The sequence below is a fragment of the Pseudovibrio sp. Ad13 genome (assembly GCF_001623225.1).
Classification (GTDB): Bacteria; Pseudomonadota; Alphaproteobacteria; order Rhizobiales; family Stappiaceae; genus Pseudovibrio.
In genome coordinates this window covers 493,005-507,654 of sequence record NZ_LMCC01000005.1, presented here as the reverse complement: position 1 = coordinate 507,654, position 14,650 = coordinate 493,005, and the positions used below count along the sequence as shown (strand labels likewise).

Below are 14,650 nucleotides of genomic sequence, written 5' to 3'. Positions count from 1 at the left end.
ACCTTTTATCCAACAACATTGTAGAGTGTTAAGCGCCATTCCAGACGCTCTGTCAATCTACGCGGAGCAGCAAGTGCAAATCTAACCAGAAATCCCCTAGTAACGTGAAATTATATGGTCTGAGAGGCCAGCGCCGTCATCAGACGCCGGTCAGGTTCACCCGTTGCTTCCATTCCCAAACGCGCTTGCAAACTCTTGATCGCGCGCCGTGTATTAGGTCCCATTACACCATCTGGGTTGCCTGGATCATACCCCATATCGAGTAAGGCTTGCTGTATTTTTTTCACAGATGGAGAACCGGCCTGTGAAACTGTGGTTTTCGGCTTGCCGGACCACTTGGTGTCGATCATGACTTTGTTGGCGGCAGGATCAACCGGCTTCATCTGATAGGTCGCAACTGCTTCCAGAGCCTGTCCGTGCTGGCGCTTGGTCAGGCTGGCGGCGACTTCGTCGCGTTTTCCGGCGGCGTCATCGTCTCCCTGCAGGGCTGCGAGGGCGAACCACTTGTAGCTTTCCACCAGATCCTGCTTCATGCCAAGGCCACGCGCTGCGAGGATGGCAAGGTTGAACTTGCTGTCTGCTACGCCATGGTCAGCAGCAATGCGGAACCATTTGACGGCGGAAGTGTAATCCGGCTGGCCATCGATGCCTTCTACGAAGAGAACAGCGAGGTTGTGCATGGCTTTGATGTTGCCTTGCGCGGCTGCCAGAGAATACCAGTCCCGTGCCTGTGCCAGATCCTTCTCAACACCGCGGCCTTTTTCATAGAAGCTGCCGAGGCGGTATTGCGCTGGCGCCAATCCTTGCGCTGCCGCTTTGCGATACCAGTCCGCTGCTGCACCCAGATTGGCGGGAACCAGATTGCCCTCAGTGTAGCGGCGTGCGACTTCGAACTGGGCGGCAGCTTCGCCAGTGGCGGCGGCTGTGCGCAGATCAATCGGGCCGATTGCATATGGCAGATCGTAAGCTGACTGTTTTGGAGCAACCTGTTGAACTGGCTGCTGCGGAATGATTGGTGCCACCTGTTCGCCAAACCCAGAGGCTGTTGCCTGTGTGGTAGGAACGCTTGCCGTTGTGATCGGATCAGCGGCCACATTGGAAGCAACTTTTTGAGCTGGCTGTGCTTTGCTATTTCCCCCGCCAATGTCGGTTGCCTGACCAAAGATCAATTCTTTGGTTGGTTCGGACGGTGCGGTGGCGGAGCCAGACTGCCAGATGCTTGTGGAACTAACGGGTGAAGGTAACTCTACCCCAGAGGGCATGGAGGATACACGGCTGACAACATCAGGCGCTGCAATTGCGTCGACACCACCGCTCAGCAGCGAGGAGTTGTCTTTGCCTGGCATTGGTGCATCTGGCGCCATGATGCTTGGCGTTGTGTCAGATCCTGCTGTGTCTACGCCGTCTGAGCTGGAGAACAGACCTGTGTCGAACACCCGCAACGCGCCGATGGTCAAAAGAAGAGCTGCTGCTGCCAGCATGATTGCGCGGCGGCGATTGGATTTGCTTTCCTTCTTCTTGCCCTTTGTTTCTGTTTCAACCTTGCCCAGCTCAACTGGTGCAGCAGACAGATTGATCGGCTCTTTCACCGCAGTCTCTGTCTCGCTTACGATGTCTTCTGAGCTTAAAGAAATAGGCTCTTCGGCCACCTGAAGTTTGCTGAGAACCTCAGCCGTTGCAGCTGCCTTTTTGGCGCGCAGATTTTCAGGAACCTCAACATTTTTGGTCCGGTTCGGGCTGATGTAATCACGTAAACGGCGTGCCCGTTCTGGTGCTTTGCTCGTGCCGGATGCAGGCTTTTCGTCTTCCTGCTTGGCTGTCTTCGCTTCTTTGGCAGCCGCTTTTGCAGCACGGCGAGCCGCTGCGATGAAGTCTGCTTTACGGTTACGCGGACCTTCCGGTTCAGCTGCAGCAGCCTGTTCCGCTGAGTTTCCTTTGCGCCCCATATTGAAGGCGCCCAGAATGCTGCTGATTTGCGTGTCGCCAACCAGTTTCTGGTGTTCGTCGGAAATCTCTGTGTTGCCAATGGCGTTGCGGATGCTTTCCAGATTTTCCAGACGATGGGAAATGGTGCCCAGCACATCGCGCACATCTTGCAGAGCATGATGGTCTACATCGTCTTTCTGGCCGGATGCTTCCAGCAGGGACTGCAGGTCAAGACGCAGCGCAGAAATAGCGGCTTCAACTGCCTCACCCTGCTCAGTGCCATTGCCCAGAGCCAGATTGTCTGTTGCAGCCTTTACTGCATCCTGTGCGATCTGCTGCGCCTTATCCACCATGTCGGTGTGAAGGCCTTTGATCTCTTGCTCGATGGTGCCGAAGCTGTTTTCCAGATTGCCGATCGCGCCAAACTGGGTCTGAGACATATCCAGCTTTTGAGAAAGGTCTGCAATCTGCTGTTCCAGACGATCAATCTCTACATCTGAGGACAGGCCAGACGGGTTGGAGATGGTTGCAGCCAGCTCCTGTAGTTGGGATTCAATGTCGCCTGAGGTTGCCAATGCCCCGATGTGGCCGCGTAGTTCTGCGATCTCAGCGCGGATCATGGACATTGCTTTGTCGGAGGAACCGGCATGGGCACTGTCTTCAACCATCTGGGTCAGCGTCATCACACGCTGTTCAAGACGGGCAAGAGCTGCACTTTCGTTCTCGTTCAAAGCCACCTCGAAGGAGGTTTCCGTCAGGCGGACTTCGATGTCATCCACTTTGTTGCAGAGATGGTCGAGGCGACCTTCGATGGACGAGAACGCCTGATCGAAGCCTGTTGTGGCCTCCGGGCTTTTCTCCATACGGTCCAGCTTCTGGCCAATATCAGAAAGGCGATCTTCCAAGCGGTTCAGCTGATCGTTGTTGCCTGCTTTTTCCGGGCCTTCAGCCAGAATGTTGGAGATGGAGTCCAAACGGCCATGCAGACGGTCAATCACTTCACCATCCGGCATGCGTGTTTCAACGCTGCTGAGGCGGGACTGGATATCGCGCTGAATTGCAGAGAAATGGTCCAGCTCATCCATGCGGGCTGTCAGGAACCTGATGCGCTGATCCACATCATGGATCATGCGGCCTGAATCCAGACGATCAATAACTTGTTTCAGCTGAGCAACTTCATCGCGGACAACTTCCAGGCCAGCGGTACCGGAGCGAAGCAAAACATCTTCCAGACGGTCGCCCATGGAGGACAGACGGTTTTCCAGCGAGTTGAGCTGATCAACACGAGGCAGCTGGCGGATTTGGTTTTCCACCTCGGCCATCCGCTCAGACAGGCTCTCGTAAATCGCCGGATCAACATTCTTTTCTGCCAGTTCCTGCAAGCGAGACTGGATGGATGAATGCGCCATGCCCAGAGCATTGAGGCTGTCCTCAATGTCAGAGCGGGACAGCGCAGACTTCATCTGCTCCAGTTCGTGGCGCAGTTCTTTGAGCAGCAGGCTGTTGCCCTCTTCATCGCGCAGGCGCCCAATAATCTCGGAGAGCTGCGAGCGATTGTCGGAGGTGCGGTCCATCATTTCGTCGCGCAGGCTGTTGAGCTGTGTCTGCATGCCATCATGCAACTGCTCAAAGCGCGCCTCATCTGGCTCGCGCAACGTATCAAGCTGACTGGCCAGCTGCTTGAAGTGGCCGTCAATCATTGTGTTGAGTTCAGAATATTCCGCAGTTTGTGCTGGCTGCGGTGCTGCTGGTCTCTGGCTCTGCCGTGCTTCCACACCGTGCGGCATTGCACCTGCGTTGAAGCGAGGCTCCATCTGCGTGACCGGCGGACGAGCATAATCTTGCGCGGCGGGTGCCCAGTTCTGCTCCATAGGAGCTGGTTTCGGCTCCTGCATAGGCGCAGCATTTTCGGCTTTTGGCGGAACACCCTTCCCTTTTTCATTTTCGTTATGAGCAAGGGAGTTCAAGCGTTCATCCAGGGCGTTCAAGGCATCAAGCACAGAGCTGATGCGTTTTACCTTGGAATTCTCCGCGTTTGGATCTTCGTCCTGTCTGGCCACTGGTGCGGCCCATTCCTGATTTTCCGGCTGCATAGGGGCAGCAGGATGTGCGGATGGCTGGTGCGCACGCGGCTGCATTGGTGCAGGCTCAGCATATTGCTGGGCGCGGCGCTGCGGCGCATAAGCTTCAGGAGCCTGTGGTAAAGGAGCCTGTTCCTGTCTGCGCATAACTGGTGGACGCGGATGCAGGAGCGGATCACGAGAAATACCAGCGCGTGCATACAGGTGCTGGTCGGCAGACGGATCGTACTGATCTTCATAGGCATGTGGGCTTGTTGACTGGTCGAGACCGGATCTCAGGTCAGAGCGGTGCCATGGATCACGACTTTGGGGATCACGATTTTGGGGATCACGAACTTGGGCGTCACGAGTATGTGGGTCGCGAGCATGAGGATCACGTGCATGCGGCGCATGCATATGTTGATCACGTGCACGCGGCTGCGGTTCTGCATGAGCGAGGGGTGTACGGCCTTCAGACTGCATCAGGCGGCTTAGTGCCTGCGCAACTTCGTTCATCGCCGCTTCCTGAGACGTGGGATGAGGTTGTCCGTAAGGTTGCTGCGCCGCTGTACCAAATTCATCAGAATAGGGAGAATGGGCCGCATGCCTTGCTGCTGCAGGATTATGTTGCGCCATTCCACTTTCCTCCAACCACTTTACGTGGTCTGCATCCAGCCCTTCACCAAAGGACTTGTCTGAAGCGGATTTTCCAAATTCTGGTTTATTCCAAGACATGCCTGAAGGGCCTCATAAAACTGTCCGGACCGCGCCATGTCGTCCTTCCCTGCCCAAATCACATTATAAAAATAAACGTCAACCACTTTACGTGGTCTGTGAGTGGGTCAAGAAACGAATCACTTTGCGGTTTTGCACCGGTCTTAAAACTCGTAGGACTAGTTTTTTACTCGTTAGGGTAAATAGCGGGTTAATAGCTCGAATTCTGCGTGAAGAGCCCTTAAGGAATGTGAATTACGGCGGTTATCATGCAGATACCCTGCTATTTCAGGGAGTACGGAACAAACTCATGAAAATAATTCGTGTCCCGATTTACTAGAATTAAGGGTTATCAAGCCGCGCACGCTGGACCTACGTGTTCTTGCCAATGTATAAACTTGATGGAAATTGCGCGGTGCATCATTTAGCATGTACTTAAGTACGGATGTCGTACATTAGAGGCAGTGTCGTGAGAGCAAAGAAGAACAGGTCAAGCAGATGAGCGAAGCCCTACATATCAATGAGATGATTGTTGATGTTGTTGCCAATGAGCTGGGTAAGGGAAAGAAGACACAGTTTACCATTGGCGACCTGGCAAAAGAATTTGATGTTACCCTCCGCACTCTTCGATTTTACGAGGACAAGGGCCTCCTGAATCCTAAGCGTGACGGGCTTAATCGCATTTACAACCGTCGGGATCGTGCGCGTTTGAAGCTGGTCTTGATGGGAAAACGTGTTGGTTTTTCTCTCACTGAAATCCGCAGTATGCTGGATCTTTATGATCTGCGTGACGGTCAGGTCACCCAGCTTGAGGTGGCACTGAGCCGCTTTCAGGAGCAGATTAAAGTGCTTGAAGGTCAGCGCGCTAACATTGATGAAGCGATTGAAGACCTGCAGAGAACCGTCACGATTGTTGAAGGTATGCTGCGCGAAAAAAGAGGCTGATTTTCAGTCCGGTCAGGTGGGGCTTTTACCCCACCTTTTTGATTTATAGCCACTTATAGGTGCCTGAATTTATTCATGAAGAATACGTTCAATATTTTTCACCTATAAAATACCGGCATATCTCCCGAACTTTCTTAATTTAATTGTTATCCAAGCCATAATCTCGCAAAACGCTTGCCACACGGATGCGATACTTCTGGAAATATTCATTTTTTCCCAGTTGCTGCGCTTCCTGATGCTTTTCCTGAGTGCGCCAGCGCTTCACGGCTTCCTCGTCCTCAAAAAATGACAGTGACAAAATTTTCTCAGGATTGGTGAGACTCTGAAATCGCTCAACAGAGATAAACCCCGGGATTTTCTCCAGTTCAGGCTTAATTGAGGCGGCCACATCCAGATAACTGGCTTTGTGGTCTGCGAAGGGTTCAACTTCAAAAATAACGGCAATCATGCTGGAAACTTTCACGGCTTATTTGGCGATTACGGCTTTGCATGCGGCGTGGATGCAAGAGTGAGAAACGTTCTGTCTTCTTTCAGGATGAACTTTTCTCTCATAGCGAACTCATAGTTTTCGCGCCCGAGCGGGTCATTTGCAAGAGTGGCTCTGTATTCTTCATAGTGAGCCAAGCTTTGCACATTGTAGATGCCATAGGCCAATGTGGTGGAGCCTTCATGAGGGGCATAGTAGCCAATCAGGTCCGCTCCACAGCGCGGGATCGCCTGCCCCCAATTGCGCGCGTATTGTTGGAATTCTGCCTTTTTCGTCGGGTCTATCTGGTAGCGGATGACACAGGTGAGCATCACAAATCTCCGGTTCAGTTCATCAATGCCCCCGGTGTAGCAAGCTGGTCTGCGCTGTTGTTTCGATCGTGATCGAACTATCAATTTTGCGTGTGTGTTATAGTCATCGGGCAGAATTCAAGAATGGAGCCCCACATGAAAGAAGGTCCGAATATTGCCGGGATTGCCGCGCTCATTGGAGACCCGGCACGGGCGAACATGTTGCAGGCTCTTATGACTGGCGTGGCGTTAACGGCCAGTGAGCTGGCTCAGGAGGCTGGTGTCACGCCTCAGACCTCCAGTTTCCATCTGGGACGGCTGGCGGAGGCCGGATTGGTCACCCTGCGCAAACAGGGGCGGCACAAGTATTACAACCTTGCGGATGCTGATGTTGCGGCTTTGCTGGAGGCCATGAGCGGCATTGCCATGCGCTCTGGCATGACCCGTGTGCGGACCGGGCCAAAGGAGCCTGCCCTGCGCAAAGCTCGTATCTGCTACAACCATCTGGCCGGAGAGTATGGGGTGCAGGCCTATGACAGTCTGCTGGCGCGAGCGTTTTTGGTGGAAGATGGCGAGCAGCTTCATCTGACCGGAGATGGCCGATCCTTCCTGAGTGAGCTGGGCGTGGTGCTACCAGACAAGGAGACCAAGCGGCGGCCCATGTGCAAATCCTGTCTGGACTGGAGTGCACGGCGATCTCATCTGGCAGGAATTGCGGGCACCTCCCTGCTCTCCTTCTTTCTGGAGCAAGGCTGGGCCAAGCGTGTGGACGGGAGCCGCATAATCGAGTTTTCCAAAAACGGCGATTCTCGCTTTCACGCCATATTTTCCCTTTAAAATTGAGGGGCAGACAAAGCTTACCCGTCACTTTCATAGTGCTAGAGGCAGGGTCCACTAAGATTTCACAGGGAAGTTATCAGGTACAAACCCGCAGGATTCCGCGGATACGTACCTACCCCTAAGAAATTACACTTGGGTATAACTTGCCGCAGGCGCGAGGGCGCTCTATATTCCGTCACAAGTTGACGTTTACGCAAACGTTAAAGCCATGCCTCTAGGGTTGGTCGGAAGGAAAAATTGCTATGCCGAGTTATAGTGCTCCCGTCGAAGACACTCTCTTTTTGCTCAAAGATGTTTTGGGTTACGAAAAACATTCCAACTTGCCCGGGTTCTCCGAGGCGACGCCGGATCTGGTTGAAGCCATCTTGAAAGAAGGCGCAAAGTTCTCTGAGGAGATCGTGCAGCCGCTGAACCATTCTGGCGATAAAGCTGGTTGTATCCGCCATGATGATGGCTCTGTGACAACGCCTCCAGGCTTTAAAGAAGCCTACAACGCCTATGTTGAAGCTGGCTGGGGTGGTTTGTCCGTTCCTGAGCAGTATGGTGGTCAGGGCCTTCCGTCCATCTTCTCCGGCATTGTGAATGAGTACATCTGTTCGGCGAATATGGCGTTTGCCATGTATCCGGGCCTGACAGCTGGCGCGATGGCTGCCCTGCATACGCATGCAAGTGATGAGATCAAGGACACTTACCTGCCTAAGATGGCAACGGGTGAGTGGACTGGCACCATGAACCTGACCGAGCCACATTGTGGTACGGATCTGGGCATGCTGCGCACCAAGGCTGTTCCGCAGGCGGATGGCTCCTACAAGATTTCCGGCACAAAGATCTTCATCTCTGCAGGTGATAACGATCTTTCCGAGAACATCATTCACCTCGTTCTGGCTCGTATCGAAGGCGCTCCTGCCGGCACCAAGGGTATTTCCCTGTTTGTTGTGCCGAAGAAATCGCTCGATGCAGACGGCAATCCGGGTGAAATGAATGGCGTTTCCTGTGGTTCCATTGAAGAGAAGATGGGCATCCACGGCAATGCGACCTGCGTCATGAACTATGACGATGCGACTGGTTTCCTCGTTGGTGAGGAAAACAAAGGCCTGCGCGCCATGTTCGTGATGATGAATGAAGCGCGTCTTGGCGTTGGTATTCAGGGTCTGTCCCAGTCCGAAGTGGCTTACCAAAACGCGGTTACCTACGCGAAGGATCGCTTGCAGGGTCGCTCCCTGACCGGACCTAAGGCACCAGATAAACCAGCTGACCCAATCATTGTGCACCCGGATGTGCGCCGCGTGTTGATGACCATCCGCTCCTTTAATGAGGCAGCACGTGCTCTTTACATGTGGACTGGCCTGCATGGTGATGTCTCTCATCTTTCCGAGGATGAAGCTGAAAGACAGTCTTCTGACGACATCATGGGTCTCCTGACCCCAGTGATCAAAGGCGTTATCACCGATAAGGGCTTTGACAACGCTGTGATGGCTCAGCAGATTTATGGAGGTCATGGTTACATTCAGGAATGGGGTATGGAGCAGTTCGTTCGCGACGCTCGTATCGCCATGATCTATGAAGGTGCCAATGGCATTCAGGCGCTTGACCTTGTTGGCCGTAAGCTGCCAGCAAATGGTGGCCGCGCTATTCAGGCATGGTTCAAAGAAGTTGGCGCACTTGTAAAAGAGCATGAAGGCGACGAAGAGCTGAGCGTTTACACCACGGCGCTGAAGCAGTCTTTGAAGGACCTTCAGGCCGCGACCATGTGGTTTATGCAGAACGCAATGAAGAACCCAGACAATGCGGGTGCCGGATCCAACGACTACATGCACCTGTTTGGCCTTGTTGCCCTTGGTTACATGTGGACCAAGATTGCGATTGCAGCAAAAGGTAAAATTGCTGAAGGCGCAAACGGCAAGGAAGACTGGCTGAACACCAAACTGACCCTTGGTACCTTCTTCATGGAGCGTATCATGCCGGAATCTTCTGCTCATCTGGCTCGCATCTCCACTGGTGCGGACACAATGATGAGCCTGGACGCAGAAGCGTTCTAATCACATTACCGTAACTCAAGGGCCCGGGACCTATCCCGGGCTCTTGTCCTGCCCTATTCTCAATCTGATATATTAAGCTGACAGATTTTAGGAGTGCGATATGGCGGAATATGAACTTCAGTGTTTTGCGCAAAGCGGCAATGCCTACAAGGTTGCGCTGATGCTGGAGCTTTCCCAGGCATCATGGACCCCGACGTGGGTGGATTTTTTCAATGGTGCGACCCGCGATCCTGAGTTCCGCAGTGAGCAGAACGAGATGGGGGAAATTCCCGTGCTGATCCACGGGGAAACACGGCTGACCCAGTCTGCCGTGATATTGGAATACCTTTCCCAGCAGCTTGGCACATTTGGCTGGGAGAGCGAGGAAGAACGCCGGGAAATCCTGCGCTGGCTTTTCTGGGACAACCACAAGCTGACCAGCTATGTGGCGACCCTGCGCTATATGCGAGCCATGGTGAAGACCGGTGAAACCGATGTGACCCGCTTTTTTGAAGGCCGGACCATCGCCACTTTGAAGGTGCTGGACCAGCGCCTTGCAAACAGTGACTTCCTTGTTGGAAATCGCCCGACAATCGCAGACCTTTCGGTGTGCGGATACCTGTTTTGGCCAGAAGAGATTGGTGTGGACTTCGGCCCTTATTCAAATGTGAATGCATGGCTTGAGCGGATTAAGGCCCTGCCCCATTGGGTAGCCCCTTATGACCTGATGCCCGGCCACCCCTTGCCTACACCAGCCTGACCAATTTTTGCGGAGGACAATATGGCAGACGCCCTTATATTCGATCATGTGCGCACCCCACGCGGGCGCGGCAAGAAAGACGGCTCCTTGCATGAAGTTTCGACAGCGCGCCTTGCAGCGAACGCTCTTGAAGCCATCAGAGACCGTAATGAGCTTGATACCAAGCTTGTAGATGACGTTGTGCTTGGCTGTGTTGACCCAGTGGGTGACGCAGGCTCTGACATTGCACGCGCTGCTGTCTTCGCAGCAGATTATGACCGCTCAGTCCCTGGTATGCAGATCAACCGCTTTTGTGCGTCTGGTCTGGATGCGGTGAATATGGGTGCCTCCCAGATCATGGCCGGTCAGAACCAGCTGGTTATTTCCGGCGGTGTTGAAGCGATGAGCCGTGTTGGTCTTGGTGCTTCTGGTGGCCCTTGGCCTGCTGACCCACAGGTGGCTATTCCTGCTTACTTCATGCCTCAGGGTGTTTCTGCTGACCTGATCTCCACCAAATACGGTTTCTCCCGTGATGACGTGGATGCATATTCTGTAGAAAGCCAGCGCCGTGCGAAACAGGCATGGGATGAAGGCCGCTTCAAGAACTCAGTTGTTCCTGTGCGCGACATCAATGGACTGACCATTCTGGACCGTGATGAGCACATGCGCCCTGAAACAAACATGCAGTCCCTTGCAGGTTTGAACCCATCCTTTGAGATGATGGGCAGTATGGGTGGCTTTAACGCTGTTGGTATTCAGGCACATCCTGAGATCGAAAAGATCAACCACATGCACCATGCTGGTAACTCCTCCGGTATCGTGGATGGTGCTGCGGCTGTGTTGATGGGTACGAAAGAAGCGGGTGAGGCTTATGGCCTGAAAGCACGTGCACGCATTAAAGCGTTTGCAAACATCGGTTCTGATCCGGCTTTGATGCTGACAGGTCCGGTTGATGTGACCGAGAAGCTTTTGAAAAACGCTGGCATGGAAATTGGCGACATCGACCTGTTTGAGCTGAACGAAGCCTTTGCTGCTGTTGTTCTGCGTTACATGCAGGCGTTTGAGATTGACCACGCCAACATGAACGTAAACGGCGGTGCAATTGCAATGGGTCACCCACTTGGTGCAACTGGTGCAATGATCCTTGGTACAGTTCTTGATGAACTGGAGCGTCAGGACAAAAACACTGCTCTTGTTACGCTGTGTATTGGTGCTGGCATGGGCACGGCAACCATCATTGAGCGCGTTTAAGGGGAGAGACGAACATGACTTACACACACTTTACCCTTGAAACCGATGCAGACGGCTTTGCAGTTCTGAAATGGGACTCGCCTGAAAAGCCGATGAACGTGTTTGACGAGTCCGTCATTAACGAGCTGGACAAAATCATCGATGACATCACCGCTGATGACGCCATCAAAGGTGTTGTGGTTGCGTCTGGCAAGAAAGCGTTTTCCGCTGGTGCTGACCTTTCCATGATTGGCAAGGCTCTTGCCGGCTTTAAAAAGCGTCAGAGCGTTGATCCGGAAGGCGCTGCGAAAGAACTGTTTGAAGGCACTCGCAAGCTTTCTCTCGTGTTCCGTAAAATGGAAACCTCCGGCAAGCCATATGTGGCTGCAATCAACGGCGTTTCCATGGGCGGTGGCACTGAGCTGGCGCTGGCCTGTCACAAGCGTATCGGCGCTGAGGAAAGCCTGAAGATGGCTCTTCCTGAAGTGAAGGTTGGCCTGTTCCCAGGTGCTGGTGGCACACAACGTGTTATGCGTTTGGTTGGTGACCTCCAGGGCGGTCTGCAGTTTCTGCTGATGGGTCAGAACCTTGATGCGAAGAAAGCCATGCGCCTGAAGCTGATTGACGCTGTTGCGCCTGAAGCTGAGCTGGTTTCTGCTGCCAAGAAGATGCTGAGCGAAGGTGTTGACCCAGTTGCGCCTTGGGACAAGAAGGGCTTCAAAATCCCAACCGGTAAGGTTTACTCCCCATCCGGTATGCAGTTCTGGCCTGCTGCAAACGCGATTTACCGTCAGAACACCTACGACAACTACCCGGGCGCACGCTACATGCTGCACTCTGTTGTTGAAGGCCTGATGGTGCCAATGGACACTGGCCTGACCATTGAGAGCCGCTACTTTGCCCATGTTCTGCAGAGCAAGGAAGCTGCCGCTATGGTTCGCTCCCTGTTTGGTTCCATGCAGGAGCTGAACAAAGGGGCTCGCCGCCCAGCTGGTGTGCCTGAGACACAACTGAAAAAGGTTGGAGTTCTTGGTGCTGGCATGATGGGTGCAGGCATTGCTTACGTGACAGCAAAAGCTGGTCTTGAGGTTGTTCTGATCGACCAGTCTCAGGAAGCTGCTGACAAAGGCAAAGCTTACTCTGAAGGCCTTTTGGACAAAGCTATCAAGCGCAGCAAGTCTACTCCTGAGAAAAAAGAGAAGCTGCTGAGCCTGATCACTGCGACGACTGACTACAACGCCCTGAGCGATGTAGACTTGGTAATCGAAGCTGTGTTCGAAGACCGCGAAGTGAAACGCGTTGTGACCGAAAAAGCAGAAGCAGCAATGCCAGCTTCCGCAGTTTACGCATCCAACACGTCTACTCTTCCGATCACCTCACTGGCAGAAGCGTCATCGCGTCCAGCTGACTTCATCGGCATTCACTTCTTCTCCCCAGTAGACAAGATGATGCTTGTTGAGATCATTTTGGGTGAGAAGACTGAGGACAAAGCAACAGCTGTTGCTCTGGACTACGTGAAGGCCATCAAGAAGACCCCGATTGTTGTGAATGACAGCCGTGGTTTCTACACCTCCCGCGTGGTCGGCACTTACGTTCGTGAAGGCATCATGATGCTTTCCGATGGTGTTCCGGCAGCCATGATCGAGAACGCTGGCAAAATGGCAGGCATGCCTGTTGGTCCGCTGTCTCTGGGTGATGAAGTTGCTCTGGACCTTGCCTGGAAGATTAAGGAAGCGACCAAGAAAGACCTTGGCGATGCTTATCCTACCAGCGGTTTTGACACCATTTTGGATGCAATGGTTGTTAAGAATGAGCGTTTTGGCCGTAAGAACACCAAGGGTTTTTACGACTACAAAGGCAAGGACAAGGCTCTGTGGCCTGGCATTACTGACATCACAGGTCCATCCAAGTCTGCAGATGAGTTTGACGTTGAAGAACTGAAGGACCGTCTTTTAGGCATTCAGGCTCTTGAAACCGCACGCGTGTTTGAAGAGAACTGCCTGACAGACGTTCGTGAAGCAGACGTTGGCTCTATCCTCGGCTTTGGCTTTGCACCATTCTCCGGTGGCACACTGTCCTACATCGACGGCATTGGCACCAAAGAGTTCGTAGAGCGCAGTGACAAGCTGGCTGCCAAATGGGGCGACCGCTTCGCACCAAACAAACAGCTGCGCGCAATGGCAGACGCTGGCGAGACCTACTACGGTAAGTTCTCCCCTGCCGAGGCTGTCGCAGAAGCTGCTGAGTAAGACAGATTTGGCTGAGCTTTACTGCTCAGCCGTCTGGTTTAAATTTGAAGCGCCGGTGGGAGAAATCTCATCGGCGTTTTTTATGCAGAAACATCTAGACTAACAGGCTTGAACTCGTATTTCTTTTCACGGCTATTAGCCTCGATCAACTGGAAGCCATTTCGAGTATAGAAAGCGTTTACTCGACTTTCTGGAAAAGTTTCGAGGATGATCGGCTTGCCCTGCTCTCTTGCAAGGCATTTCATTTGCAACAGAACCTCACTTCCAACTCCACGACCTTGAGCTTCTGGCCGAAGATAAAGGCGCTCCAGATACAAGTGGTCTTCACGATCCCACAAAACGTAGAAGCCTAGGGTCTCACCTTCCATGATGATCTTTCGTGTGGATGTTGGATCAAACGTGCTCTGAAACTTCTCCCGATAAAACGCATGGTCAAACATTCCATTCGCAGCCCATTCATCTTTCATGGCCTCCTGCCGAATGTCCGCAAGTAGACCGAAATCGGACTTGGCCGCAGCTTCCAGAGTAAAACTCTTAACCACACATGAGCACTGCAAAGGCACCCACTCATACACCTTCTCCTCTTCCCTCTCCTCAATCAGCTCAAACCCATGGCGGAGGTAGAATGCGTTGGCGCGGCTTTGGGGGAGGACTTCGAGGCGGATGGGTTTGTTTGGGCGGTGGCTTGTTGTTTCAGAACCGTGAGGATGTCTGCACCAATGCCACGGTCTTGTGCTTTTGGGTGGAAGTAGAGGCGTTCGAGGTAGAGGTGGTCTTGTTTGTTCCAGAGGACGTAGAAGCCGAGGACTTCGCTTTCTTCAATGATCTTCCAGGTTGAAGTCGGATCGAAGCTGTCTTTGAAATACTGCCGGTAAAGCACATGGTCGAACAGACCGTTGGCTTCCATATTGGACTTCATAGCTTGCTGACGGATATCTGCGAGCAGGTCGAAGTCAGCGGAGTTTGCAGGTTCTAAGCGCCATGAGGGGCGCTCTAAAAGAGCCTGCTGGTCCTCACCGTGTTTGCCAATCTCATCCTGTTTCATCATACGCCCCATCCGGTGATGAAATTACACCTGCCTCTTGCAATGTGCTGAAGGACACTCGCGAAGCCTGTCAAATCCTATACCAGAGGTTGATGATAATAATGTAG

At 53.1% G+C, this 14,650-nt stretch carries 11 protein-coding genes; 6 read left to right on the top strand and 5 right to left on the bottom strand.

Annotated elements, in window-relative coordinates; translation table 11 throughout:
* Positions 1-110: 110 nt before the first annotated feature.
* Positions 111-4,721, bottom strand: a complete 4,611-nt coding sequence (locus PsAD13_RS09115; protein WP_063317926.1) for a peptidoglycan-binding protein — start codon at positions 4,719-4,721, stop codon at positions 111-113.
* Positions 4,722-5,198: 477 nt separating this feature from the next.
* Between PsAD13_RS09115 and PsAD13_RS09110 the strand changes: the two genes are divergently transcribed.
* The gene (locus PsAD13_RS09110; RefSeq protein WP_057464950.1) at positions 5,199-5,645 is read left to right on the top strand and encodes a MerR family DNA-binding transcriptional regulator; all 447 of its coding nucleotides are present in this window, start codon (positions 5,199-5,201) and stop codon (positions 5,643-5,645) included.
* Between the two features lie 139 nt (positions 5,646-5,784).
* Here the strand turns inward: PsAD13_RS09110 and PsAD13_RS09105 are convergent, their stop codons facing one another.
* The gene (locus PsAD13_RS09105) at positions 5,785-6,093 is read right to left on the bottom strand and encodes an antibiotic biosynthesis monooxygenase (RefSeq protein WP_063287327.1); all 309 of its coding nucleotides are present in this window, start codon (positions 6,091-6,093) and stop codon (positions 5,785-5,787) included.
* Positions 6,094-6,122: 29 nt separating this feature from the next.
* The gene (locus PsAD13_RS09100; protein WP_063287326.1) at positions 6,123-6,443 is read right to left on the bottom strand and encodes an NIPSNAP family protein; all 321 of its coding nucleotides are present in this window, start codon (positions 6,441-6,443) and stop codon (positions 6,123-6,125) included.
* A 135-nt stretch (positions 6,444-6,578) separates the two neighbouring features.
* Here PsAD13_RS09100 and PsAD13_RS09095 point away from each other — a divergent pair, with 135 nt between their 5' ends.
* The 5 genes from PsAD13_RS09095 to PsAD13_RS09075 all read left to right on the top strand — a co-directional run bounded on the left by PsAD13_RS09095 (position 6,579) and on the right by PsAD13_RS09075 (position 13,498).
* Positions 6,579-7,259, top strand: a complete 681-nt coding sequence (locus PsAD13_RS09095) for a winged helix-turn-helix domain-containing protein (protein ID WP_063317925.1) — start codon at positions 6,579-6,581, stop codon at positions 7,257-7,259.
* A 245-nt stretch (positions 7,260-7,504) separates the two neighbouring features.
* Entirely contained in the window at positions 7,505-9,301 is a 1,797-nt protein-coding gene (locus tag PsAD13_RS09090; RefSeq protein ID WP_063309995.1) for an acyl-CoA dehydrogenase C-terminal domain-containing protein, read from the top strand.
* A 100-nt stretch (positions 9,302-9,401) separates the two neighbouring features.
* Positions 9,402-10,040 (top strand): glutathione S-transferase, encoded by a 639-nt coding sequence (locus PsAD13_RS09085; protein ID WP_057464945.1) that lies wholly within the window; start codon positions 9,402-9,404, stop codon positions 10,038-10,040.
* Between the two features lie 21 nt (positions 10,041-10,061).
* Positions 10,062-11,270: an acetyl-CoA C-acetyltransferase gene (locus PsAD13_RS09080; protein ID WP_063292170.1), complete on the top strand. Its 1,209-nt coding sequence runs from the start codon at positions 10,062-10,064 to the stop codon at positions 11,268-11,270.
* 14 nt (positions 11,271-11,284) lie between these two features.
* Complete coding sequence (locus tag PsAD13_RS09075) at positions 11,285-13,498, top strand: 3-hydroxyacyl-CoA dehydrogenase NAD-binding domain-containing protein (RefSeq protein ID WP_063317924.1); 2,214 nt, start codon at positions 11,285-11,287, stop codon at positions 13,496-13,498.
* Between the two features lie 80 nt (positions 13,499-13,578).
* Here PsAD13_RS09075 and PsAD13_RS27260 read toward each other — a convergent pair whose 3' ends face one another.
* Positions 13,579-14,040, bottom strand: coding sequence for a GNAT family N-acetyltransferase (locus PsAD13_RS27260; RefSeq protein WP_208986504.1), 462 nt, complete (start codon positions 14,038-14,040; stop codon positions 13,579-13,581).
* A 56-nt stretch (positions 14,041-14,096) separates the two neighbouring features.
* Complete coding sequence (locus PsAD13_RS09070) at positions 14,097-14,546, bottom strand: GNAT family N-acetyltransferase (RefSeq protein ID WP_208986503.1); 450 nt, start codon at positions 14,544-14,546, stop codon at positions 14,097-14,099.
* Positions 14,547-14,650 lie beyond the last annotated feature (104 nt).

Coding starts and splice junctions, on each gene's coding strand:
- PsAD13_RS09100 (WP_063287326.1), bottom strand. CDS start 6,443: ATGCTCACCTGTGTCATCCGCTACCAGATAGACCCGACGAAAAAGGCA.
- PsAD13_RS09085 (WP_057464945.1), top strand. CDS start 9,402: ATGGCGGAATATGAACTTCAGTGTTTTGCGCAAAGCGGCAATGCCTAC.
- PsAD13_RS09095 (WP_063317925.1), top strand. CDS start 6,579: ATGAAAGAAGGTCCGAATATTGCCGGGATTGCCGCGCTCATTGGAGAC.
- PsAD13_RS09080 (WP_063292170.1), top strand. CDS start 10,062: ATGGCAGACGCCCTTATATTCGATCATGTGCGCACCCCACGCGGGCGC.
- PsAD13_RS09105 (WP_063287327.1), bottom strand. CDS start 6,093: ATGATTGCCGTTATTTTTGAAGTTGAACCCTTCGCAGACCACAAAGCC.
- PsAD13_RS09110 (WP_057464950.1), top strand. CDS start 5,199: ATGAGCGAAGCCCTACATATCAATGAGATGATTGTTGATGTTGTTGCC.
- PsAD13_RS09115 (WP_063317926.1), bottom strand. CDS start 4,721: ATGTCTTGGAATAAACCAGAATTTGGAAAATCCGCTTCAGACAAGTCC.
- PsAD13_RS09090 (WP_063309995.1), top strand. CDS start 7,505: ATGCCGAGTTATAGTGCTCCCGTCGAAGACACTCTCTTTTTGCTCAAA.
- PsAD13_RS09075 (WP_063317924.1), top strand. CDS start 11,285: ATGACTTACACACACTTTACCCTTGAAACCGATGCAGACGGCTTTGCA.
- PsAD13_RS09070 (WP_208986503.1), bottom strand. CDS start 14,546: ATGATGAAACAGGATGAGATTGGCAAACACGGTGAGGACCAGCAGGCT.